Annotated in this window: 24 protein-coding genes; 16 read left to right on the top strand and 8 right to left on the bottom strand. The window is 62.5% G+C overall.

Annotated elements, in window-relative coordinates; all coding sequences use genetic code 11:
* Positions 1 to 16: 16 nt before the first annotated feature.
* Positions 17 to 1,045 carry an acyl-CoA desaturase gene (locus tag AC1RM7_RS11110; RefSeq protein ID WP_034460482.1) on the bottom strand — a complete coding sequence of 343 codons (1,029 nt, stop codon included), beginning with the start codon at positions 1,043 to 1,045 and terminating at the stop codon, positions 17 to 19.
* A 330-nt stretch (positions 1,046 to 1,375) separates the two neighbouring features.
* Between AC1RM7_RS11110 and ykgO the strand changes: the two genes are divergently transcribed.
* The 5 genes from ykgO (at position 1,376) to AC1RM7_RS11085 (ending at position 4,503) form a co-directional block, all read left to right on the top strand.
* On the top strand, positions 1,376 to 1,501 hold the full coding sequence (gene ykgO, locus AC1RM7_RS11105) for a type B 50S ribosomal protein L36 (RefSeq protein ID WP_002713372.1): 126 nt from the start codon (positions 1,376 to 1,378) through the stop codon (positions 1,499 to 1,501).
* A gap of 136 nt (positions 1,502 to 1,637) precedes the next feature.
* Positions 1,638 to 2,294: a tetratricopeptide repeat protein gene (locus AC1RM7_RS11100; RefSeq protein ID WP_006022172.1), complete on the top strand. Its 657-nt coding sequence runs from the start codon at positions 1,638 to 1,640 to the stop codon at positions 2,292 to 2,294.
* A 112-nt stretch (positions 2,295 to 2,406) separates the two neighbouring features.
* Entirely contained in the window at positions 2,407 to 3,375 is a 969-nt protein-coding gene (locus AC1RM7_RS11095; RefSeq protein ID WP_024919889.1) for an alpha/beta fold hydrolase, read from the top strand.
* Between the two features lie 176 nt (positions 3,376 to 3,551).
* Positions 3,552 to 3,941: a hypothetical protein gene (locus AC1RM7_RS11090; RefSeq protein WP_006022170.1), complete on the top strand. Its 390-nt coding sequence runs from the start codon at positions 3,552 to 3,554 to the stop codon at positions 3,939 to 3,941.
* A gap of 160 nt (positions 3,942 to 4,101) precedes the next feature.
* Positions 4,102 to 4,503 carry a phasin family protein gene (locus AC1RM7_RS11085; protein WP_006022169.1) on the top strand — a complete coding sequence of 134 codons (402 nt, stop codon included), beginning with the start codon at positions 4,102 to 4,104 and terminating at the stop codon, positions 4,501 to 4,503.
* A 239-nt stretch (positions 4,504 to 4,742) separates the two neighbouring features.
* On the opposite strand, the gene pyk is transcribed toward AC1RM7_RS11085, so the two are convergent.
* The gene (gene pyk, locus AC1RM7_RS11080; RefSeq protein ID WP_006022168.1) at positions 4,743 to 6,179 is read right to left on the bottom strand and encodes a pyruvate kinase; all 1,437 of its coding nucleotides are present in this window, start codon (positions 6,177 to 6,179) and stop codon (positions 4,743 to 4,745) included.
* On the bottom strand, positions 6,176 to 6,727 hold the full coding sequence (locus AC1RM7_RS11075; protein ID WP_024919890.1) for a DUF1036 domain-containing protein: 552 nt from the start codon (positions 6,725 to 6,727) through the stop codon (positions 6,176 to 6,178). The genes pyk and AC1RM7_RS11075 overlap by 4 nt, the downstream gene beginning before the upstream one ends.
* 271 nt (positions 6,728 to 6,998) lie before the next feature.
* On the opposite strand from AC1RM7_RS11075, the gene AC1RM7_RS11070 reads away from it, so the two are divergent.
* Positions 6,999 to 7,301: a DUF1244 domain-containing protein gene (locus tag AC1RM7_RS11070; protein WP_006022166.1), complete on the top strand. Its 303-nt coding sequence runs from the start codon at positions 6,999 to 7,001 to the stop codon at positions 7,299 to 7,301.
* Positions 7,302 to 7,476: 175 nt separating this feature from the next.
* Positions 7,477 to 7,749 carry a DUF2312 domain-containing protein gene (locus AC1RM7_RS11065; RefSeq protein WP_006022165.1) on the top strand — a complete coding sequence of 91 codons (273 nt, stop codon included), beginning with the start codon at positions 7,477 to 7,479 and terminating at the stop codon, positions 7,747 to 7,749.
* Positions 7,750 to 7,885: 136 nt separating this feature from the next.
* Here the strand turns inward: AC1RM7_RS11065 and mepK are convergent, their stop codons facing one another.
* The 3 genes from mepK to AC1RM7_RS11050 all read right to left on the bottom strand — a co-directional run bounded on the left by mepK (position 7,886) and on the right by AC1RM7_RS11050 (position 13,866).
* Positions 7,886 to 9,532, bottom strand: a complete 1,647-nt coding sequence (gene mepK / locus AC1RM7_RS11060; RefSeq protein WP_024919891.1) for a peptidoglycan L,D-endopeptidase MepK — start codon at positions 9,530 to 9,532, stop codon at positions 7,886 to 7,888.
* A 390-nt stretch (positions 9,533 to 9,922) separates the two neighbouring features.
* Positions 9,923 to 12,022: a L,D-transpeptidase family protein gene (locus tag AC1RM7_RS11055; RefSeq protein WP_024919892.1), complete on the bottom strand. Its 2,100-nt coding sequence runs from the start codon at positions 12,020 to 12,022 to the stop codon at positions 9,923 to 9,925.
* Positions 12,023 to 12,354: 332 nt separating this feature from the next.
* Positions 12,355 to 13,866, bottom strand: coding sequence for a sigma-54-dependent transcriptional regulator (locus AC1RM7_RS11050; protein WP_024919893.1), 1,512 nt, complete (start codon positions 13,864 to 13,866; stop codon positions 12,355 to 12,357).
* Between the two features lie 154 nt (positions 13,867 to 14,020).
* On the opposite strand from AC1RM7_RS11050, the gene AC1RM7_RS11045 reads away from it, so the two are divergent.
* From AC1RM7_RS11045 to AC1RM7_RS11025, 5 genes are all read left to right on the top strand, one after another.
* Positions 14,021 to 15,910 carry a M3 family oligoendopeptidase gene (locus AC1RM7_RS11045; protein ID WP_024919894.1) on the top strand — a complete coding sequence of 630 codons (1,890 nt, stop codon included), beginning with the start codon at positions 14,021 to 14,023 and terminating at the stop codon, positions 15,908 to 15,910.
* A 190-nt stretch (positions 15,911 to 16,100) separates the two neighbouring features.
* Positions 16,101 to 16,253: an aa3-type cytochrome c oxidase subunit IV gene (locus AC1RM7_RS11040; protein ID WP_006022160.1), complete on the top strand. Its 153-nt coding sequence runs from the start codon at positions 16,101 to 16,103 to the stop codon at positions 16,251 to 16,253.
* A 70-nt stretch (positions 16,254 to 16,323) separates the two neighbouring features.
* The gene (locus AC1RM7_RS11035) at positions 16,324 to 17,451 is read left to right on the top strand and encodes a Re/Si-specific NAD(P)(+) transhydrogenase subunit alpha (protein WP_006022159.1); all 1,128 of its coding nucleotides are present in this window, start codon (positions 16,324 to 16,326) and stop codon (positions 17,449 to 17,451) included.
* An 11-nt stretch (positions 17,452 to 17,462) separates the two neighbouring features.
* Positions 17,463 to 17,783 (top strand): proton-translocating transhydrogenase family protein, encoded by a 321-nt coding sequence (locus AC1RM7_RS11030; RefSeq protein WP_006022158.1) that lies wholly within the window; start codon positions 17,463 to 17,465, stop codon positions 17,781 to 17,783.
* A gap of 13 nt (positions 17,784 to 17,796) precedes the next feature.
* Complete coding sequence (locus tag AC1RM7_RS11025; protein ID WP_024919895.1) at positions 17,797 to 19,197, top strand: NAD(P)(+) transhydrogenase (Re/Si-specific) subunit beta; 1,401 nt, start codon at positions 17,797 to 17,799, stop codon at positions 19,195 to 19,197.
* A gap of 65 nt (positions 19,198 to 19,262) precedes the next feature.
* Here AC1RM7_RS11025 and AC1RM7_RS11020 read toward each other — a convergent pair whose 3' ends face one another.
* Positions 19,263 to 19,646, bottom strand: a complete 384-nt coding sequence (locus AC1RM7_RS11020; RefSeq protein ID WP_024919896.1) for a VOC family protein — start codon at positions 19,644 to 19,646, stop codon at positions 19,263 to 19,265.
* 113 nt (positions 19,647 to 19,759) lie between these two features.
* On the opposite strand from AC1RM7_RS11020, the gene AC1RM7_RS11015 reads away from it, so the two are divergent.
* Entirely contained in the window at positions 19,760 to 20,857 is a 1,098-nt protein-coding gene (locus AC1RM7_RS11015) for a calcium:cation antiporter (protein WP_024919897.1), read from the top strand.
* Here AC1RM7_RS11015 and AC1RM7_RS11010 read toward each other — a convergent pair.
* Positions 20,809 to 21,192: a hypothetical protein gene (locus tag AC1RM7_RS11010; protein ID WP_492943889.1), complete on the bottom strand. Its 384-nt coding sequence runs from the start codon at positions 21,190 to 21,192 to the stop codon at positions 20,809 to 20,811. The two genes, AC1RM7_RS11015 and AC1RM7_RS11010, sit on opposite strands and share 49 nt — an antisense overlap.
* 6 nt (positions 21,193 to 21,198) lie before the next feature.
* Between AC1RM7_RS11010 and AC1RM7_RS11005 the strand changes: the two genes are divergently transcribed.
* The 3 genes from AC1RM7_RS11005 to AC1RM7_RS10995 all read left to right on the top strand — a co-directional run bounded on the left by AC1RM7_RS11005 (position 21,199) and on the right by AC1RM7_RS10995 (position 23,240).
* Positions 21,199 to 21,429, top strand: a complete 231-nt coding sequence (locus tag AC1RM7_RS11005; RefSeq protein WP_152544251.1) for a hypothetical protein — start codon at positions 21,199 to 21,201, stop codon at positions 21,427 to 21,429.
* A gap of 61 nt (positions 21,430 to 21,490) precedes the next feature.
* Positions 21,491 to 21,781 carry a hypothetical protein gene (locus tag AC1RM7_RS11000; RefSeq protein ID WP_024919899.1) on the top strand — a complete coding sequence of 97 codons (291 nt, stop codon included), beginning with the start codon at positions 21,491 to 21,493 and terminating at the stop codon, positions 21,779 to 21,781.
* Positions 21,782 to 21,788: 7 nt separating this feature from the next.
* Entirely contained in the window at positions 21,789 to 23,240 is a 1,452-nt protein-coding gene (locus AC1RM7_RS10995) for a TolC family protein (protein ID WP_492943888.1), read from the top strand.
* Positions 23,241 to 23,248: the final 8 nt, after the last annotated feature.

Below are 23,248 nucleotides of genomic sequence, written 5' to 3'. Positions count from 1 at the left end.
CGGAGACGCGCGCCGTCTAGTGGGTCGGGGTGCCGTCAGGCCCGTGCGTCGTGATGGTCTGGCCCGCGATGGCCGCTGCCTTCATCACATACGGACTTGGTCCGACAACATCGGTCGCAAGTCCGAGCTTCTCGAACAGGCGAATGGTCAGCCAGGTGGTGTCGAACTCCCACCACTTGTGGCCGTGACGCGCCGACCGCGGATCGGCGTGATGATTGTTGTGCCAGCCTTCGCCGTGCGCAAGGAGACCGATGACCACATTGTTCCGGCTGTCTTCGTCGGTCTGGTAGTTCCGGTAGCCCCACAGATGGGTGATGGAGTTCACCGCCCAGGTCTGGTGCCAGACGAACACCGTGCGCACGAACACACCCCAGATCAGGATGCTCAGCCCGAACTGCAACGCCTGCATCGCAGTCCCGCCCATCGCCAGCTCAGCGAGAAAGCCGAGGCCGAAAAACACCAGCCATTGAATGAGGATGATCTTGAGCTGAAGCCAGTTGCGCTCGAGCGCGACATAGAAGGGATCGCGCAGGATGTCCTTGGCGTAGCGCTCGTAGATTCCGAGGCGGTTGAGCTCGGGATTCTTGATGATCAGCCAGCCGATGTGCCCCCACAGGAAGTTCACCAGCGGGCTGTGCGGATCCGGCTGTTCGTCGGCGTGCTGATGATGACGGCGATGCACAGCGACCCAACGGGCCGGCGTATCCTCCACACAGCAAATGGCGATGACCACGAGCACATGCTCGAACCATTTCGGACAGCGGAAGCCGCGATGGGTCAGCAGACGGTGATAGCCGATATTGATGCCGAGCAATCCGCTCAGGCGGGCAGCAATGACGGCCACGATCACCCCGGTCCAACTGAAATACCAGGGGATGAAGGCGAGCAGCGCGACCAGATGGTAAAACAGGATGGGGAGGGCGGCCCCCCATTCAATGCGGTTGAGATCGACCCCTGCGGGCAGCGGCAGACGGCCGGACAATCCGGGCTCCGCGGTGCCGGGGAGGGGGACGGCTTTCGCGGCCGCCGGACGATTGTTAGTCATTTCAGCGGTCAAAGGGTCCAAAACTGCCTTCCGGGTGGGGCCAAGGCCGTGTTTAACGCATGCGCCGCCGAAGATGAAGGACGGGGGACGCGAACGGTTCTAGATGTTTGATTAGAGAGACATTTGGGCCGGGAAAAGTCCGAAACCGGGTTCCGTTCGGGGCAATTTGACCCGGTTGCAGGGGGCTGAATTTGCCTGATCGGATTGACATTTGTGCCACCGATGGCATAGAAACCGCCCTGTCCCGCGCGGCCTGGCCTGCGGGATATGCCCATCAACCAACGGTTTCATACTCGGCCTGCAACGCGGCCTTCCAGAGAGCATTGTCCCATGAAGGTCCGTAATTCGCTGAAGTCCCTGCGCGGCCGTAACCGCAACAACCGTCTGGTCCGCCGCAAGGGCCGGGTTTATGTCATCAACAAGGTTCAGCGCCGCTTCAAGGCGCGCCAGGGCTGATTCGCCGCCCGATTGTTCGATGATGTCGCCAGCCGCCAGCGGCTGGCAGGTCTAGCCCAGAACTTCCCCCATATCACAGCCGTTTGACGCCGCTGGTGCTTTGCACGCGGCGCTTTCCGCGTTTAGACTTTCCGTCATGGCATCCAAGACGGAATGGACCACGGCTGTCCTGAAACTCGCGATCGTCGCTCTGACGCTCGTGGCGTTCGCTGCGACCCCCGCCGCGGCACAGGCTCCGCAAATCACCCCGCCAGGCAAGCAGAAGAAACTGCCGCAGCCGCCCGCCAAGCTCCCGCGCGTGATCGGCGACAAGGCCAAGAATCTCGATTTTCTGTTCGGCGCGCTGAAGGCCGCGCCGGATCAGGAGAGCGCCAAGGCCGTCGAAGCCCGAATCTGGGCGGTATGGACCGCGACGCCGAGCGATACGGCGGCGCTCTTGATGGCGCGGGCCAAGCTTGCGCTGGACAGCAAGGATACCGATGTGGCGCTGAAACTGCTCGATGCGGTCATCAAGCTGCGCCCCGATTACATCGAGGCCTGGAACCGGCGCGCGACGATCTATTACCTTCAGAACGACTACAGCCGCTCGATGGAAGATATCCGGCAGGTGCTGATCCGCGAACCGCGCCACTTTGGCGCCCTGGCGGGTCTCGGCATGATCATGCAGGAGACCGGCGACGAAAAGCACGCGCTGGACGCCTTCCGCAAGGCGCTTGCCATCAACCCGTACCTTGAACGTGTCCCCGATCTCGTGAAGACCCTGTCCGAGAAGGTTGAAGGCCGCGATATTTAACCAGTCATTTATTGTATTCTGACCGGCATACCGGCCGGTTTGTTTTGACGTGAAACCTATTCATCGGTCGTTCGTATTTCCCGCCGTGAAGAAAATTCCCCGGATTCTTTCCATGATTGTTCTGGCGGCTGTGGTCACGCTGGCGGTGCTGGCGCTGGTCACACAGGCCGGCGTTCTTGTGCTCGAACGCGCCTATCCGGCGCAGGGCAAGTTTGTGGACGTCAAGGGAGCGCGGCTTCATGTCGTCGAACTGGGCCCGACTTACGCGCCCGGTCTGCCGATCGTCCTCATTCACGGCGCGAGTTCGAGCTTGCAAACCATGCGCCAGCCGCTCGGCGAGCGGCTGGCGAAAGATCATCGCGTCCTCCTGATCGACCGGCCGGGCCACGGCTGGAGCACGCGCGACCGCACCGAGGATTCGACGCCCGCGATTCAGGCCCGGATGATCGACGAGGCGCTGGGCAAGCTCGGTGTCGATCAGGCCATTTTCGTCGGTCATTCGTGGGCCGGCGCGATGATGCCGGCGCTGGCGATGCAATATTCCAAGCGGGTCGCGGCCATCATGATGCTGTCGCCGGTGGCGTATCCCTGGCCGGGTGGGGTCGGACGGTTCAACAGGATCGCGACCATTCCGGTGATCGGCCCGCTGCTCGCCTATACGATCACGCTGCCGCTGGGCATGTTTCTCGTTGATGGCGGAACGCGTTATGTCTTCGCGCCACAGACGATGCCCGACGGCTATATCGATGCGACCGCGGTGCGCATGGTGTTGCGGCCGCAGGTCTTTCTCGACAATGCTCGGGATCTCACGACGCTGAAGGCGGAAGTGGCGAAGCAGTCACCGAATTATCCGTCGATCCGGGTTCCGGTGACGATCATCGCTGGCGACGCCGACAAGACGGTTTCGACCGATATTCATTCCCGCCCCTTTGCGGAGGCTGTGCCGCAGACGAAACTCGTGGTGTTGCCGAATGGCGGCCACATGCCGCAGGTTTATGCAACAGACCTGATCGTGGCGGAGATCGAGGCGATATCCGCAAAAGCGCAGGCGGTCTCGGCCACCGCGCGCAGGTCTGATTGATTCGCTCGGACTGCCGTCACTGACACGCCCACGGGGCAGATTGCCACGCAACTGCAAGCAATTTTGGTGGCGACGGACCCGCGCACGTTGATTTTTGATCCCGCCATTGCTAGTTCGGCGTCTTTCGCAGCGGCGCGTGCCGCATTTCTCAATTTTGATTTTGATTGGAGATTTCCGTGAAAGCTTCGTCATTGAGTTTTTTCGCCGCTGTCATCGCGGTTCTCATCGGCATGTCCTGGGGCATCGTCATGGCGATGTCGCAGGACCATTCCTCCATGCCCGCGCACGCTCACCTCAACCTGCTGGGCTGGGTGTCGTTGTTTCTGTTCGGGATTTTCTATCGCCTTCATCCGGCGCTGGAAGTTTCGCGTATCGCGCTGGCGCAGGTCTGGATCTGGATCGTCGGCACGATCGCCTTGACCGTGGGTGTTGCCATGCTGCACGCGGGCAACAAGGCCGGTGAGCCTTATGCAGGCATCGGATCGCTTGTCCTGCTCGGCGATATGCTGCTGTTCGGCTGGCTGGTGGTTCGGAACGAACTCCGCACGGCCGCCACGCCGCGATAGATCGTTCGCTCGGCTCGCACGCGCAACATGCACGTGCATCGGAGGAGAAGTTTCTCTTTTGATCACGATGCGCTGAACATCATACTGCTGCCATCGATCGATGATCGAGTGTCGTTGTTATACGCGTCCTTTTCTCGCTCCAGCAGAATGAAGGTCGGACATGACAACCTCATCGAACAATGACAATGCTTTCAGCAAAGTCGCGGAAACGATTCCGTTTCCCGATCTCGCGCGCGTCAGCGAGATGAACGGAACCATGCTGAACGAAATCGCGAAGTTCAACGCGCAGGTCAGCACCAACATGCAGTCGGTCGGCAAGGAATGGTCCGAGTTTGTCGGGATGAGGCTCCGCGAGGATGCCCAGTTATTCCGCTCGATCCACGATTGCCGCTCGTTGCAGGATCTGCAGCAGGTGTACGCGCAGTTCTGGCAAACCGCATTCACCCAGTACGGTGAAGAAGCCCAGCGTATGATGAAGCTGACGCAGGGGACTGTCGAGGATGCGACCCGCAACGCGCGGGAACTCCGCGATACGGTCATTCATACCGACAAGGCTGCCTGACTCCGGCATTCGCCGGGTGCCACGGAGGTGGTGCCCGGCCGCATGCCGGCACAACAGGATTTTTACTCGTCGCCGATCGTGCTTTGCTCACAACGGAATTGTTGTGGTCTCGAATGGTCATTCAACCTGACAATGCGTCTCTACGGTCCTCAGTCGGACGCGTTGACTGGAAAATGGAATTCCCCGTGACCCGGGTCAGGAGACGGCGGGCCAGTCAGCGAAGTAGAGCCAAACTGGCGTCAGATGTCGGCTTCGCGGTCGGGGCCGACATAGGCGATACGCACCATGTTGGTCGTGCCCGGCGTGCCGAGCGGGACGCCCGCAACGATGATCACGCGCTGGCCGGCTTTCGCAAACCCGTCACGGAACGCGATGCTTCCCGCGCGGTCGATCATGTCGTCCTGATCGTGCGCGTCTTCCGCGATCACACAATGCACGCCCCACACCAGCGACAGTTTGCGCCCGGTATTGACGCTCGGCGTGATGGCGACCACTGGCGGCCTTGGCCGCTCGCGCGCAACACGCAGCGCGGTGGAGCCTGAACTGGTCCAGCAGATGATGGCGGAGAGATCGAGCGTCTCGGCGATCTGGCGCGCGGCATCGGCGATGGCGTCGCCTGCGGTCGCTTCAGGATCGGGCCGCTGCGCAGCGATGACGCCGCGATAGGTCGGGTCGCGTTCGCATTCCTCGCCGATGCGGTTCATGGTCAGCACCGCCTCGACCGGGAATTTGCCCGCGGCGGATTCCGCCGACAGCATGATGGCATCGGCGCCTTCGAACACGGCGTTGGCGACGTCCGAGACTTCGGCGCGCGTCGGCACCGGTGACGTGATCATCGATTCGAGCATCTGTGTCGCGATCACCACCGGCTTGCCGGCGCGCCGCGCCATGCGCGTCATCTGCTTCTGGAGTCCGGGCACGCGTTCGGCCGGCAATTCGACGCCAAGGTCGCCGCGCGCAACCATCAGCGCGTCGGAGGCCTCCATGATTTCGGCGAGACGGTCGATCGCCTGCGGCTTCTCGATCTTCGACATGATCGAGGCGCGGCCGCGCACCAGCTTCTTGGCCTCAATCACGTCCTCGGCGCGCTGCACGAACGACAGTGCAACCCAGTCGATGCCGGTTTCCAGCGCTGCCTCGAGGTCGGCGCGATCCTTCGGTGTCATTGCGGACACCGGCAGATCGGTGTCGGGCAGGCTGACGCCCTTGCGGTCCGACATTTTTCCGCCGGTTACCACGCGCACGAGGGCGTGGTCAGGCGAGGTCTCCTCCGCGATCAGGCGAAGCTTGCCGTCGTCGATCAGAAGAGCATGGCCCGGCCGCAATGCTTTCAGAATTTCAGGATGGGGAAGATGGACGCGGGTCTTGTTGCCCGGCGCCGGATCGGCATCGAGGGTGAACATCGCGCCGTTGTTGAGTTCGACAAAGCCGTTCTCGAAATTGCCCAGCCGCAGCTTCGGCCCCTGAAGATCGACCAGAATGCCGATCGGGCGGCCGTAACTGCCTTCCACGCTGCGGATCGTCGCCACAAGCTCACGCATCTTGTCGTGCGGGGTGTGGCTCATGTTGATGCGGAACACGTCCGCGCCCGCCTCGAACAGCTTGCGGATGGAGGCGCTGTCCGACGATGCCGGTCCAAGCGTGGCGAGAATTTTAATGCGTCGCAGACGTCTCATTTAGGATTTCCAGGAGCTGCACCGGGAAGTGCGCCGGGTTGTGCAGCCCCCGGTGCATTCGGCATGCCGGGAAGGCTTGGCGAGCGCGGGTTCTGTTCGTTGGATTCGGTCAGTTGCACGGTCCATGCGCGCTGGTCGCCGGTATCGACCTCGAAGTAGCCGGTGCGGTCGAAACCACGCGCCAGGCAGTCTTCCGTGCCTTTGATGGTGAATTCCTTGTCGCGCGAACACATGAAGGCTTGCCCCGACCACTCTCCGCCGCGGTCATAGTCGATGGCGTAGATATAATAGTAACGTGCGACAAGCGTTCCACGCAGGAGGGTTTCGCAGGCCCGGGATGACACGTTCCACCAGCCCTCGGTGACCCAGCCTTCGTTGTCCTTGTAGCCAAGTGCGATGCCGACCCGGCTCGACGTGTTGTTGCAGAGCCGGAAATCCGCGGCTGCGGGCGCGCTCCACGCACACAGCCCGATCAGCGCGACAAGCCCCGTGAGGGCGGCGGTGATCGTGCGGGAAAGCGTCATGCGGCGGGAGATTGTGGCTGTCATACCAGGTACTATCAACCGTTCGTTGATTTCGCGTAACACATTGACCATGATCGGCAAAAAGCTGAGATTTCATGTCCGGTCAGGTCCCGTCACTATAAGGGGGCTTGGCGGTTTCGCCAAACCGTGCGCAAGCATTAATAGGCCACTTGCCGCGTTGCGATGTGGGCTGGTTTGCTTTTTTCCGCCATATGGAAAATCACCGGATACGGTCCCATGTTAGAAGCCCTTATGGGACGGCTCATACGACGGATGAAATGGCGGAAAAATGACCATGGCCATGGATGACAAGACCCGGACGGAGTTGGAAGCAGCGGTTTTCCGACGGCTGGTCGAGCATCTGCGCGGACGGACCGACGTGCAGAATATCGACCTGATGAACCTTGCGGGCTTCTGCCGCAATTGCCTGTCGAACTGGCTAAAGGAGGCCGCCGACGCGAAGGGCGTGGCGCTGAGCAAGGACGACAGCCGCGAGGCGGTCTATGGAATGCCGTACGAGACCTGGAAGGCGACCTATCAGACCGACGCGACGCCGGAGCAGCAGGCGGCGCTGAAGAAGAGCCACGCCGGTCACTGAAACACGCAAGCGAAATCGGCGCGCCAGCGCCGGCTTTTCTTTCTTCTGTGGGTCACTGTGGATGACCGCGACTCCGCCTTGACGGAGCAGCCCCCACTCTTGAGTGTGACCCGCCGATGACGTGCCTCCGCGCACGCTTCCCTAAAGCCTCATATCGAGTTCAGGAGTATCTCCGATGGCCATGCCTGCCGAGAAAGACAACGACGACACCGCGCACAGCTTCGCGAAGGGGCAGCTCAAGGCCATCATCGAGCGCATCGAGCGTCTCGAGGAAGAGAAGAAGACCATCAGCGACGACATCAAGGACGTCTATGGCGAGGCCAAGGGCAACGGTTTCGACGTCAAGGCGCTGCGGACCATTATCCGCATGCGCAAGCAGGATGCCGACGAGCGTCAGGAGCAGGAAACGATCCTGGAGACGTATATGCAGGCGCTGGGGATGCTGTGAGGCATACGCATACTGTCTGTCATGCGCGGGCTTGACCCGCGCATCCATCCAGAGATGAGAGAAGAAGATGGATTGCCGGTCATAGGCGAGCGAAGCGACGCCGTTCTTCGAACGGCTATTGCCCGGCAATGACGGTTTACCGCAGCGAGGCGGTGCGCATCGCAAACGACGTGGTCGACAGCGTCGCCGTCGCCGGGCCGGTGAACTTCTCGCAGACGATGCCCATCTGCGGATCTTCCGAGAACGTCATCGCTACCGCGGTGTTCGGTTTGACGAAGTGGACGCGCATCACGGTCATGTCCTGATCGCCGAGCGACGAGACCGACAACGACGTGCTGGCGCTGGGCGCGAGGATCATCGCGCGCATCCAGATGTCGTTGGTCTGGGAGGCCTGCTTGATCCGCGCCGAGGTCGCGATCGGGCCCTGGCGGGTTTTCCCGATCGCCGCATCGTTGACCTTGATCTCCGCGCCGGACATCGGATTGGGAGCGAGCGCCGCGACGCGCGAGTTGCTGCGCGGAACGGGCGCGCTGGCGGCGACGATCTGGGCGCGGTCGAGCGGAGCATTGGCCGGCGCATAGGCGAGCGCCTGCGAGACGTTCTGCGGCAGGCTGGCGGTGAACTGCGGATCGGCGGCGACGACTGCGCCGCGGGCCTTGAGTGCTGCGATCTGCGCCTGCGCTGCTGCAGGCTTCGGCGCCGGCTCGTTATCCCAGAAACCGCGGGCGTTGATGATGTCGATGGGAGATTGCGGGGCGTATTCGTCGGCAGGAACTGGTTTAAGCGCAGGTTGGGCTTTCGCGAGGGCGACGGCCTTGGGTTCGGCCGAAGCGACCTGATAGGACGCTGCGCCTGCGGGTTTCGCGCGGGGCAGCGGCACGCGTTCGAGAACCTTCTCGGCGGCGGTGACGGTGGCTTGCGCAGCGTCCTTGGCCTTGTCGGCTGCGGCCATCGCCACCTGCGTGACCTTGCCCTGTGTCACAGCGTCGTTGCCGGCTTCTTCCTCGTCATCCGAGGTCTTGCGGCCGAACAGCGAGGCCAGGAAAGTCTTCGACTTCGACGGCGCGGCGACATCCTCGCCATTGCCGCGGCGCTGAATGTCGGCCAGTGCAAGCTCATAGCCCTTCAGCGGCTTGCCGTCGGTCGGCACATGCACGGTGCGGCCATCGGGAAAGACGCGCGCGAGCTGGTCGTGGGTCATGCGCGGCCAGTGGCGGATACTGCCGACGTCGAGATGCACGAACGGCGATCCGGAGGTGGGGTAGAAGCCGACGCCGCCGCGTTGCAGGCGAAGTCCGGCGTAGCGGATCTGTTCGAGGGGCACGCCGGGGATGAAGAAATCCATCGCGTGGCCCTGCATGTGCTGGCTGTGACGCGCCACTCCCGAGGAGCGGCGGCGGAGCATGGCGTTGGTGGCGGGCGAGCGATAGGCGGAGATGATCTGGATCGGCTGCTTGCCGTCGACGTCGCGGTAGACTTCCCAGACGATGTCGAACAGCCGGCGGTCCATGGTGGTGGAGTCCTGGCTGCGCCAGTCCCGCAGGAAGTGATTGAGCTTCTTCAGCGCGGCTTCGTCGTAGCGGCCGCTGCGCTTGAAGGTGACCGTGAGGTCTTCGCCGGAATGGGTGTGGTGGAAGGAGAGGGTGCGGGTGTCGCCGTCGGCGGTGGCGTTGTGGACGGAGCGGGCGTTGGTCGCGACCAGCAGCAGCGAGGCGAGGCCGACGCGCACCGAGGTGCGCGAAAGCCATTCAAAGCCAATGCTGCGTGGAAAACCGCCCGCCACTCAGAATCCCGTCAGCCGTCAGTCTGTTAGGTGATCCCCCGCTACCCCACGCAACGGGAGAGGATGAACATAGTCCTAAGGCAGGAGGGTTAATCGATATTTACCAATCCCTGCCTGAGGCCTCTCAGTCAGCTTCCCAAGTCTCGTCTGCCCAAGTCTTTAGTTGCCCAAGTCTTTAGCGATCCCAAGTCTTAATCACTCTTGCCCAAGTCTGTCACAGGCCCGTGAAGGCCAGTATGCCGCTGCGAGTATGGCAAAAAAGGGCCGGTAGGCCGATCCGGGGCGGAATGCTTTGTGGGCGATGGTTAACAAAAAGGGCCCCGCGGTTGGCGGAGCCCTGGAACTTGTAAAACCGGGTAAAATGGACCCGTTTTCAGCCGAATCCGTCGCTTAGCGAACCACGCGGCGCTGGCCGCGGACCGGCGCCGGCGGGGTCGGCGCTCCAAACAGGCGTTCGAAGAAGCCCATGCCGCTGTTGCTGGCGAAGCTGTCGCCGGGAACCCGGACGTTGGTCGGGCGGACATAGTTCGGCTGGGCGTGGGAGACGGCCATTTCCATCTCCTTGCCCTCGCTGCCCTTGAGCAGCGAAATTACCCGGGCGTCGCGGCCGTAGATGTCCTTGCGGAACTCGAGCTTGCCTGCGTCGTCAACGAACGCTGTCTGATAGGTGATATTGACCGGGATTGGCGTCGGGAAGTTGATGTTGAGTTCGCTGCGGCCGTACAGCGCTTTGATCTTTTCCGGCGTGTAGCCTTCCTTCGGCAGCGCGATGCTCAGCAGATTCGCCGCGTACTGATCCGGATTCTGCACGCGCATGCAGCCGTGGCTGAAGGCGCGCTCCTCCTTGGCGAACAGGTGCTTGTCCGGCGTGTCGTGCTGATAGACGAGGAACTTGTTCGGGAAGTTGAAGCGGATGCGGCCGAGCGCGTTGGCCTCGCCCGGCGGCTGCGAGATGCGGACGCTGCCGTCGGCGGCGCGTGCGAGCTTGAGACCCATGCGGTCGAGCACGGTCGGGTCCTGCGCGAGCGCGGGCAGGTACTCGTTGTAGATGATCGACGGCGGCACGTTCCACGTCGGGTTGACGGTGATGAACTTCATCGTCTCCGTCAGTTCAGGAGTGGCGTGCTTGCCCGGCTTGCCGACGACAACGCGCGTGGTCCAGACCTGCTTGCCGTTGTGCATCAGCTTCAGCGTGTAATCAGGAATATTGAGGATCACATAGGCATCGCCGAGCTGCTTCGCGCCGAGCTCACGCGGCAGCCAACGCCAGCGTTCCATGTTGGCGCGCACGATGTCGATCTTGCGGTCGTTCTTCGGGCCGTTCATGGCGCGGACGGTGGCGTTATCGAGCACGCCCGTCGCCTTCAGATCGTTGTTCGACTGGAACTTGCGAACCGCGTCCGCAACCGCCGCATCGTAGCGCTTGTCGTCGGCGTTTTCGGTGACGTGAAGCTTCGCGCGCAGCGCCGGCACGCGCTCGTCTTCCATCACGACGGGGTTCGCGTTCTTCTTCGTCGGCTTGAAGAACTTCAGCGTGTCGCCTTCGGCGATGTGCTTGGAGGTGTCTTCGGTGATGCCGCGCAGTTCGGCGAGCTTCGCCTTCAGGCCCTTGTAGCCCTTATGCGGCGGGTTATAGCCCTCGAGCGCCGCCGAGGCGTCCTTTGCGGTCGAGACGTTGATCAGAACCTCGACCGGATCGACCGGATGTTCGGGATAGGAGATATCCGCGCTGACGCGCGAGAAGTGCATGCGGCCGCTCTGGGCGTGGCGCGCGTAGTCGAGCATGCTTTCGGTCAGACGCAGTTCGGCTTCGGCCTGTGCATCGGGCGTGGTCGCGGCAGCGAAATCCGGTGTCGGATAATCGGCAGGATTGAGGCCCTCGCTGCCCGCGTCCTTGAGACGCGTGATCACGCTCTTGGCGCGCGCTGTGGCGGCGCCGGACTCGCTCCAGAGCGGCGCGTAGTTGCGGTCCTTGTAGAAATTCTCGACGGCGGTGCGCTCGTTCTTGCGGTCGAAATAGCGCGCGCCCTTGGTGGCGATCAGGTCGCGCAGCTTCTCGGCGACCGGCTGATCGGCGGCGGCAACAGCGGGAGCGGCTTTGGCGGGCTCAACGGCCGGCGCTGCTGCTGCGGCTGCCGGCGGCGTGGTGGCTGGCGGCGTTGCGGTCGGCGCTGTCGCAGCGGGAGGAACGGTTGCGGTGGTGACAGGAGCGGCAGCCGGTGCTGCAGCTTCGTCTTTCTTCGGAGCCGTTGCGGCAGGCGCGGCTGCTGCGGCGTCGGGCTTGAAGTCGCTCGCGGTTGGCGGCGGTACGTTGGCAGGTTCGGGAAGCGGAACGGCAGCGTCGATGGCGAGATCTGCGGGGCTTTTTGCCGGACCCGACTGAGCCATGGCGCTGGTGGCGGCCATGGTGAGGAAGGTGGCTGCAACAGCCATCAGGACCCGGTCGAAGCCTGTCGGGCCCTTGCGGTGGCCGGTCGAAAAGTCATGCATTCTCGCACCCCTTGGACGACACTGCCCCGGCATGGAACAGCTCATGTTGGTTTCCGTCAGTACCTGTTGCAAAAGCGCCGGCTTGATCGGACTTTGCTACGCAATCCCGCATTGAAAACACTGCGAAACGGTACACGCGCCAGCTTGACGCGGCCAGTCGCCGCCGGATCAACTCGAAGTCAACTCCAGAGAAATGACTTCAATTCGGCATTTCTTGCAACGATTTGCGCGCATTGCCGCGCGCTTTTCCTCCGTCTGTCACCGGACCGCAACGGTTCAATGAGAGAAGCGAAAAAGCCGTGGATTCGTTCCATGGGACGGTGATTCGCGCGTCAGCGCGTAGGGTCCACAGGTTCCCTGCCGGAGGCCGCAGCCTCATCGATTTTCCGGTACAGCGTCGAGCGGCCGATCTTCAGCCGCCGCGCAACCTCGGACATTTGTCCGCGATAATGGGCGATGGCGAAGCGGATGGTCTCAGCTTCCATATCGTCAAGCGGTCGGACCTCGCCATCTTCACCGAGCATGGCCAGGGTGCCATACGCCGGCGCAAATTTGTGGGGCACAGGGGCAGGGGCAATTGGTATCTCAACACCGGAAACCATATCCGTCGGCGAGGAGGGCGGGCTGTCCAAAATCACCGGTTCGGCGTCGGGCGAAACCGGGAACATTCCGCCGGCCTGGGGAAAGTCATCCGGTCCGAGTTGGCCGCCGTCGCTCATCACGATCGCTCGGTACACCGCGTTTTCGAGCTGACGGACATTGCCCGGCCACGGCATCTGTCCGAGCAGCGCCATGGCTTCGCCGCTGACGCCGGTGACCGGCCGGTTCTCTTCGGCGGCGATGCGCGCCATGAAGTGACGGACCAGATGCGGGATGTCCTCGCGGCGCGTCCGCAACGGCGGAATTGTCAGCGGCAGCACATGCAGCCGGTAAAACAGGTCTTCGCGGAATGCGCCGGCCTTCACCTGATTGAGCAGATTGCGGTTGGTCGCCGATACGATCCGTACATCGACCTTCACCGGCTTGCGCCCGCCAACGGCTTCGACCTCGCCCTGCTGCAAGGCGCGCAGCAGTTTCACCTGCGCCGCCAGCGGCAGCTCGCTGATCTCGTCGAGGAACAGCGTGCCGCCATTGGCTTCAACGAATTTGCCGGCATGGCGTTCGGTGGCGCCGGTGAACGCGCCCTTCTCGTGGCCGAACAGCAGCGACTCCACCAGATTGTCCGGGATCGCGCCGCAGTTCACCGTGATGAAAGGCTTGGCGCTGCGCTCGGAGGAGCCGTGGATAGCGCGTGCAATCAGTTCCTTGCCGACGCCGGATTCGCCTTCAATCAGCACCGGAATCGTGGACCCGGCGGCCTTCTTGCCCATCGCGATGACATGATTCATCGTCTCGGAACGGGTGACGATGTCAGCGAAAGTGAGTTTGCCTTCGCGGCGATGCCGGATGCGCTGAAGTTCGCCTTTCAGCGCGCTGGCGTTGAGCGCATTGCGCAGCGACACCTGCAGACGTTCGATGCCGACCGGTTTCACCACGAAATCGTGCGCACCGGCGCGCATCGCCGACACCACGTTGTCGATGCCGCCGTGCGCGGTCTGCACGATTACCGGCAGATCGAGGCCGATGTCGCGAATCTTGGCCAGCACGCCCATGCCGTCGAGGCCAGGCATGACGAGATCGAGCACCAGGGCATCGACGGGTTTCGTGTCGGGATCGATCAGATGGGCGAGGGCGGCATCACCGCTGTCCACTGTCACGGCGTCGTAACCGCAGCGCTGCACCATATTCTCGACGAGGCGCCGCTGTACGGCATCGTCGTCGGCGATCAGGATGGTGGCAACCATGGCATTCCCCGCAACTCTGGACTATCTCAACAACATGTCTCGAATCGGGGCACTCTCGCCGATGCCGATTAACGACCTATTAAGAGTTGGCTTTGTCCACAACCGCTGCAATCGTCACGCGTTCTGTAAGCTCTTGAACATCACGGATTGAAATATGGCTTCGCGCACATCTGCTCTCCGCAAATCTCCGGCAAAATCCAAACCTGCGACCAAAACCGCTTCCAAGGCGAAAACCTCCGCCAAAAAGGCGGCTGGCGCGTCAGGCAAGGCAGCCAAGCTGCCGGAGTGGAATTTGACCGACCTCTATACGGCGATCGATGCGCCGGAGGTGGCACGCGATCTCGATAAGCTCGATGCCGACTGTGTGGCGTTCGAGAGCGCCTATAAGGGCAAGATCGCGGAGCAGGTCGCGGCGCCGAACGGCGGTGAGTGGCTGGCCGAGGCGATCAGGAGCTATGAGGCGATTGATGATCTTGCCGGACGGCTGGCGTCCTATGCGGGGCTCGCGCACGCGGGCAATACGGTCGATGCGGCGATCTCGAAGTTCTACGGCGACGTGTCCGAGCGCATCACCGCGGCCTCGACCCATCTTTTGTTTTTCGCGCTTGAACTCAACCGTGTCGATGACGAGGTGATCGAGCGCGCGATGGCGGTGCCGTCGCTCAATCACTACCGGCCCTGGATCGAGGATCTGCGCAAGGACAAGCCGTATCAGCTTGAGGACCGCGTCGAGCAACTGTTCCATGAGAAGTCGCAGACGGCTTACGGCGCCTGGAACAGGCAGTTCGATCAGACCATTTCGGCGCTTCGCTTCAAGGTCGGGGGCAAGGAACTCGCGATCGAGCCGACGCTGACGCTGTTGCAGGAGCGCGCCCCGGAAAAGCGCAAGGCCGCGGCGCAGGCGCTGGCGAAAACCTTCAAGGCCAATGAGCGCACCTTCGCGCTGATCACCAACACGCTCGCCAAGGACAAGGAAATCTCCGACCGCTGGCGCGGCTTTCAGGACATCGCGGATTCGCGCCATCTTGCGAACCGGGTCGAGCGCGAGGTCGTCGATGCGCTGGTCGCCTCGGTGCGCGCGGCGTATCCGCGGCTCTCTCACAGATATTACAAGATGAAGGCGCGCTGGTTCAAAAAGAAGACGCTGCCGTACTGGGACCGCAACGCGCCGCTGCCGTTCGCGTCAAAAAGTCAGATCGGATGGAATGACGCCAAGAGCACGATCCTGAAAGCCTATGGCGATTTCTCGCCGCAGATGGCGGGCATCGCAGAGCGCTTCTTCGATGACCGCTGGATCGATGCGCCGGTGCGGCCGGGGAAGGCGCCTGGCGCATTCTCGCATCCGACCACGCCGTCGGCGCACCCCTATGTGCTGATGAACTATCAGGGCAAGCCGCGCGACGTGATGACACTCGCGCACGAGCTGGGCCATGGCGTGCACCAGGTGCTCGCCGCCAGGCAGGGCGCGCTGATGGCGCCGACGCCGCTGACGCTGGCGGAAACCGCCAGCGTGTTCGGCGAGATGCTGACCTTCAAGCGGCTGCTGGCCCAGACCAAAAACGCGAAGGAGCGCCAGGCGCTGCTCGCCGGCAAGGTCGAGGACATGATCAACACGGTTGTGCGCCAGATCGCGTTCTACTCGTTCGAGCGCGCGATCCACACCGAGCGCCGCAACGGCGAACTCACCGCCGAGCGCATTGGCGAAATCTGGCTCAGCGTGCAGGGCGAAAGCCTCGGGCCGGCGATCGAGATCAAGCCGGGCTACGAGACGTACTGGATGTATATCCCGCATTTCATCCATTCGCCGTTCTACGTTTACGCCTATGCCTTCGGCGACTGTCTCGTGAATTCGCTGTATGCGGTCTATGAGAACGCCTCGGAGGGGTTTGCCGACCGCTATCTCGCGATGCTGTCGGCCGGCGGCACCAAGCATTATTCCGAACTGCTTCAACCGTTTGGGCTGGATGCCAAGGATCCCAAATTCTGGGACGGCGGGCTGTCGGTGATCGAAAACCTGATCGCCGAGCTGGAGGAGATGGGGTAGCCTCTATTATCGAGGCAATGGCCCGGCGGGGCGGACTTCCGTTCCGCATCGCGGAAATTTCCGCCGGGGCCATTGCATGGCTTGCATGCGGACGTGTTTAATCCTTGGAATCGGCCTACGACGAAAGTTGCCCTTGTCTCGCAATTGGGCTAATTCGCGTCACAATTGGGAATGGCGCTGGAGGGGATTGATGTCTGACCATAACGAAGTTGCGTACACCACGGCGGATGGCATGGACTATCCCGCGCACGAGCAGACCTACGAAGGTTTTCTCATGATGACGAAGTACGGCACGATTGCCGTCATCGCCATCGTCGCCCTGATGGCGATCTTTCTCACCTGATTGAATTCGTTGTACCGGCGGCGTAGCCGGTGATTAAGTCATGCGCGGCCGAACGGCTGCGGGAGGCGTCATGAAAATTGCGATAGCCAAGGAAGTCGATGCGGCGGAGCCGCGTGTTGCGGCGACGCCCGACACAGTCAAGAAATTCAAGGCATTGGGGATCGATGTCGCGATCGAGCCGGGCGCGGGCATCAAGTCCGGTCTGCTGGATGCGGATTATGAGGCCGCGGGCGCTGTCGTCAGCGCCGACGCGGTCAAGGACGCCGACATCGTCATCAAGGTGAAGCGCCCGGAAGCCTCCGAAGTTACGAAATACAAGAAGGGCGCCCTGGTCATCGCGATCATGGACCCCTACGGCAACGAAGCCGCGCTGAAGGCGCTGGCCGATGCCGGCGTCTCCGCCTTCGCGATGGAACTGATGCCGCGTATCACCCGCGCCCAGGTGATGGACGTGCTGTCCTCGCAGGCGAACCTCGCCGGCTACCGCGCCGTGGTCGAAGCGGCCGAAGCCTTCGGCCGCGCCTTCCCGATGATGATGACTGCGGCCGGCACCGTGCCCGCTGCGAAGGTTTTCGTGATGGGCGTCGGCGTTGCCGGATTGCAGGCGATCGCCACCGCCCGCCGCCTCGGCGCTGTGGTCACCGCGACCGACGTGCGTCCGGCGACCAAGGAGCAGGTCGAAAGTCTCGGCGCCAAGTTCCTCGCCGTCGAGGACGAGGAATTCAAGAACGCGCAGACCGCCGGCGGCTACGCCAAGGAAATGTCGAAAGAGTATCAGGCCAAGCAGGCCGCGCTCACCGCTGAACACATCAAGAAGCAGGACATCGTCATCACCACCGCGCTGATCCCGGGCCGTCCAGCGCCGAAACTCATCACCGCCGAGATGGTGGCGTCGATGAAGCCGGGCTCCGTGCTGGTCGATCTTGCGGTCGAGCGCGGCGGCAACGTCGAGGGCGCGAAGGCCAACGAAGTGGCTGATGTCGGCGGCGTGAAGATCGTCGGCTACACCAATCTGGCCGGCAAGGTCGCGGCATCGGCGTCGAGCCTTTATGCCCGCAACCTCCTGTCGTTCATCGAGACGCTCTACGACAAGGCCGCCAAGTCGCTCGCCGTGAAGTGGGACGACGAACTGGTGAAGGCCACCGCGCTGACCAGGGACGGCGCTGTCATCCATCCGAATTTCCAGCCGAAAGCATAAGGAGAGCCGACATGCATGGAATTGAGGCTGTCGACCCGTTTGTGTTCCGGTTGTCGATTTTCGTTCTCGCGGTTTTCGTGGGTTATTTCGTGGTGTGGTCGGTGACGCCTGCGCTTCATACGCCGCTGATGTCGGTGACCAACGCGATTTCGTCGGTCATCGTGGTCGGCGCGCTGCTGGCGACCGGCGTCGCGCTGGTCGGCAACGACGACGGTCCGCTCTGGGCGCGCGCGTTCGGTTTCGTCGCGCTGGTTTTTGCATGCATCAACATATTTGGCGGCTTCCTTGTGACCCAGCGCATGCTGGCGATGTACAAGAAAAAGCAGAAGTGACGGGGCAGGGAACATGAACGCGAATCTCGCAGCGCTGCTCTATCTCGTCGCTGGCGTCCTCTTCATCCTGTCCTTGCGCGGTCTGTCGAGCCCGGCGTCGTCACGCCAGGGCAATTTCTTCGGCATGATCGGCATGGCCATCGCCATCGCCACCACGCTGGCGGCGCATCCGCCGACGAGCGCGACCGGCTGGATCCTCGTGATCCTCGGCATCGCCATCGGCGGCGGCATCGGCGCGGTGATTGCCCGCCGCGTGCCGATGACCTCGATGCCGGAACTGGTCGCAGCCTTCCACTCGCTGGTCGGTATGGCAGCGGTGCTGGTCGCAGCCGGTGCGTTCTACGCGCCCGCCGCGTTCGATATCGGCACCCGCGGCAACATCCATGCATCGAGCCTCGTTGAAATGTCGCTCGGCGTCGCCATCGGCGCTCTCACATTCACCGGCTCGGTGATCGCGTTCCTTAAACTGTCGGGGCGCATGAGCGGTGCGCCGATCATCCTGCCGTCACGCCATATCATCAACATCGTGTTGGCGCTGGCGCTGGTCTATTTCATCTACGGCCTCGTAGTGTCGCAGAGCCAGGTGGACTTCTGGCTCATCACCATCATCGCGCTGGTGCTCGGCGCGTTGCTGATCATCCCGATCGGCGGCGCGGACATGCCGGTCGTGATCTCGATGCTCAACTCGTATTCGGGCTGGGCGGCGGCAGGCATCGGCTTCACCCTCGGCAACTCGGCGCTGATCATCACTGGCGCGCTGGTCGGCTCCTCGGGTGCGATCCTGTCCTACATCATGTGCCACGCGATGAACCGTTCCTTCATCTCGGTGATCCTCGGCGGCTTCGGCGGCGAGACGGCCGCGGCCGGCGCCGCTGGAACCGGCGAAGTGAAGCCGGTCAAGCTCGGTTCGGCGGACGACGCGGCCTTCATCATGAAGAACGCGCAGAAGGTCATCATCGTGCCGGGCTACGGCATGGCGGTGGCGCAGGCGCAGCACGCCCTTCGCGAAATGGCCGATACGCTGAAGAAGGAAGGCGTCGAGGTGAAGTACGCGATTCATCCGGTGGCGGGCCGCATGCCCGGCCACATGAACGTGCTGCTCGCCGAAGCCAACGTGCCGTACGACGAGGTGTTTGAGCTCGAAGACATCAACTCGGAATTCGCGCAGGCCGACGTCGCCTTCGTGATCGGCGCCAACGACGTGACCAACCCGGCGGCGGAAGAAGATCCGAAGTCGCCGATCTATGGCATGCCGGTGCTGCAGGTCTGGAAGGCCGGCACCGTGATGTTCATCAAGCGCTCGCTGGCGTCCGGTTACGCTGGTGTCGACAACCCGCTGTTCTATCGTGACAACACGATGATGCTGCTGGGCGACGCCAAGAAGATGACCGAAAACATCGTCAAGGCGATGTAAGGCGACGCCGCCTTCCATTCGCCGAAACAATCGAGGCCGTGCGCTGCGCACGGCCTCTTTTTTTATTATTCCCTTGGCAGCCGGTGGATTGCGCAGAGCTTGTTGCCGTCCAGATCGCGCAGATAGGCGATGTACAGCTTTACACCGCCGCCTTCGCGAATGCCCGGCGGATCTTCGCATGTCGTGCCGCCGTTCGCGATCCCGGCCGCATGCCAGGCGTCGGCTTCCGCAGTCGAGGCGGCAGCAAATCCGATCGTCCCGCCATTGGCCGGGGTGGCGGGCTTGCCGTCGATCGGCTTCGACACCGAGAAAGTCCCGGTTTTGGTGCGATAGAAGATACGATGCCGGTCGACGATCGCGGGCGGCACGCCGAGCGTCCCCAGCAGTTTGTCATAAAATGACTTGGCCTTGTCGAGATCGTTCGTCCCGATCATCACATGAGAGAACATTTTTGCGTTTCCTTCCGAGAAATAGTCCTCTTTGGTTACGGTATCCCGCTTCCGGGCGCAAATTTCCTCTGCGCCAGCTATGCCTTTTGCAATCGTGCCGGTAGAGTGAACCAATGAGTGCCCATACACACATGCCGCGGTCAGCCTGGGTTTATCCCGCGCTGGCCGTTTTGCTGTTCGCGAGCACGATGATTCCGGGGATCGGTTTCAGTCATACAGCGGCAGGGTTTGCCTTCGCGGCGGTGCTGCTGGTCATTCTGTTCGGCACCGTGTTTGCCGCTGTCCATCATGCCGAGGTGATCGCCCACAGGATCGGCGAGCCCTACGGCACGCTGCTGCTGACGCTGGCGGTGACCATCATCGAGGTCTCGCTGATCGCCACCATCATGCTCGGCGACAAGTCCGTGCCGACGCTGGCACGCGATACGGTGTTCGCGGTGGTGATGATCGTGTGCAACGGCCTCGTGGGCGTTTGCATTCTCGCCGGCGGGCTTCGCTATCGCGAGCAGGATTTCCAGGTCACGGGCGTCAACGTCTATCTTTGTGTTCTGATCGTTATCGCCACCATCACGCTGATCCTGCCGAACTACACGCTGTCCACGCCCGGACCGGTCTATTCGGCAACGCAGCTTGGCTTTGTCAGCGTTGTCACCGTCGTGCTGTACGGTGTCTTCCTCTACACCCAGACCATCCGTCATCGCGACTACTTCATTGTCGAGAGCGAGGAACAAGCCGCCGATCATGCCTCTGCATCCGGCGGCGAGATGATACTGAGTATAGCCTTGCTGCTGGTGTCGCTGGTGGCTGTCGTGCTGCTCGCCAAGAAATTTTCTCTGGTGGTCGATGCGGGTGCTGCGGCCATCGGCGCGCCGCCGGCCTTCGCGGGTGTTGTTGTCGCGCTGCTCGTCCTGCTGCCGGAAAGCATCGCTGCGCTCGCCGCCGCACGGAAGAACGACTTGCAGAAGAGTATCAATCTGGCGCTCGGATCGTCGATCGCGACCATCGGTCTGACCGTTCCCGCGGTCGCCATCGCGGCCTATGTGCTGGACAAGCCGCTGGTGCTCGGCCTCGACGCACGTGATATGGTGCTGCTGGCGATGACCATGCTGGTCAGCATGATGACGTTCGGAACGGGGCGGACCAACATCCTGTTCGGGCTGGTTCACATGCTGGTGTTCGCGATGTTTATCTTCCTGGTGCTGGTACCTTGATGCCGCATCAGGTTCCCGGCGCGTCTTGCGCGCGTCGTGATCTGACGGTACTCCTCGAAAACTGAACGGCCGCCGTCCGTGCGGCCGTTATTGGATACCGGTTTCGAATGTTGAACAGGCTGACCAGAGCAACAAGGGTCAACGCGGCGCGCGTTCTCGTCGCGCTGTATGCCCTTTGCGTTCTGATGCCGGTCGCCGGATTTGCATTCGGCAACAGCGTCATGGCGGGTCGTTGCCTGACGGACGGATCGCCGGTTGTCGCGCAGACCCAGCATTCCGTGCACCAGCACGACGCCGCGGCGCATCAGGATCATGCCGCTCACGGTCATGATCATAGTGCCATGGCGAACGCCGGTGATGCCGGCACAAATACCGATCACACGGGCCTGAAAGGCGGCAGCGCGCCGGTCTGTTGCGGCGTGATGTGCGTCAGCGCGCTTCCTGCCAGCCTGTTTGAGCTGACCCCGCGAGCGATGATTCCTGCATCGATCATCGCATCTTCCGACGCCGGAATTTCCGGCGATGCGCCCGAGCTCCTCTACCGTCCTCCGATCGTCCTCCTGTCGATGTGATCGCCGGCGTTGCGGCTGAACAGCCGCGCGCCTTCGAAGCCGTTTGACATTCGAGGATATGATGCCCGCGCAAGATCTGGCGAGGCTCGCTGCCGTTGGTTCGGCGGCGGGGACTCTCGTGCCACGACGATTCAACGTTCCATTCCTGCTGGTTGCCCTGCTGTTTCTTGCAGGTTGCAACACCGTACCTTCTGTTTCGGCTGGACCTGATCCGTCGGACCCGGCCGCGCGTACATCGCGCGTTGACTATCGCTCCACGATCGGGAGCTACACGAGCCAGAGGCCGGTGGCCCCTGCTGCCTGGAAGAAGCAGAACGAGCAGGTCACGCCCGCTCCGAAATCCGGCGAGTAGGTGCGTCATGCAAATTCAGGATTTCATGACTTTCACTTCACGTCGAGCAGGCCGCTGGATGGTGGCAAGCGCCGCCATTCTGTTGTCGAGTTGTGCATCGTTCTCGCCGGACGGCGGCATGGGTGTCGTCACCGCCACGGTCTTACGGGACCTTGGCAAGGACGCCGCTGCATTGCGCACGCCGGACGAAATGTCGGCCGCCCGGAGCACAGTGAAGCGGCTGCTCTCGAAACCGTTGTCGGCAGATGCCGCGGTTCAGATCGCGCTGCTCAACAATCGCGGCTTGCAGGCGGCTTACAATGAACTCGCCATCGAAGAGGCGCGGGCGGTGGAAGCAAGTCTGCCGCCGAATCCCGCGATTTCGCTGTCGCGGATCGCAGGCTCCGTGGAGGTCGAGGTCGAGCGAAGAATTGTCGCCAACGTGCTCGCACTTGCGACTTTGCCTGTCCGTTCGGAGATTGCGGCGGCCCGCTTCCGGCAGGCGCAGACCATCGCCCTGAGCGAAACGTTACGAATCGCGGCGGACACCCGGCGCGCCTATTATCGCGCGGTTTCAGCCAGCGAACTCGCAAGCTTTTTGGCGCAGGCCCAGTCCGGCGCGGAAACCGCGGCGAAGTTCGCCATCCGCCTCGGTGAAACCGGCGGGATGAACAAGCTGGATCAGGCGCGCGAGCAGGTGTTTTACGCGGATCTCACCGCGCAGCTCGCCGCGACGCGTCAGCGGGCCGCGAGCGAACGGGAGTCGCTGATCCGCGCCATGGGGCTATGGGGTGACGATCTGGCCTTCAAAATGGCAGCCGCGTTGCCGCCGCTGCCGTCACGGCCGCAATCGTTGCCCGGCATCGAGACCGAGGCGGTTCGCCGTCACGTCGATTTGCAGATCGGGCGGATCGAACTCGATGCGCTGGCAAAATCCTGGGGGCTGACGCAGGCGACGCGTTTCATCAACGTGCTCGATGCCGGGTTTGCCGGAAAGACGACGCGGGAGAAAGCGACCGGCGAAAAACTACGCGACCGCGGCTTTGACGTCGAATTGCAGATTCCGGTTTTTGATTTCGGCGAGGTTCGCGTCCGGGAGGCTGAGGCCACGTACATGAATGCGGTCAACCGCCTGATGGAGCGGGCTGTCAATGTCCGTTCCGAAGCGCGGGATGCGTATCGCAGTTACAGGTCGGCCTACGACATCGCGATCCATTACCAGCGCGAGGTCCTGCCGCTGCGCAAGATCATCTCGGACGAGACCCTGCTTCGCTACAACGGCATGCTGATCGATGTGTTCGCGTTGCTGGCGGAGGCGCGTCAGCGCATCGCCGCGACCACGGCAGCGATCGAGGCGAAGCGGGATTTCTGGCTGGCCACGACAAATCTCAACACGGCGGTGATGGTCGGAGGCGTTCCCGGACGCAGCGAACCTGCGCGCGCCATGTCCGGCGCATCCGCCGAAGCACCTCAGCATTGAAAGGACGA

It is taken from the genome of Afipia sp. GW822-FHT03D08 (genome assembly GCF_058801645.1).
This window is presented reverse-complemented; position numbering and strand designations above follow the sequence as displayed.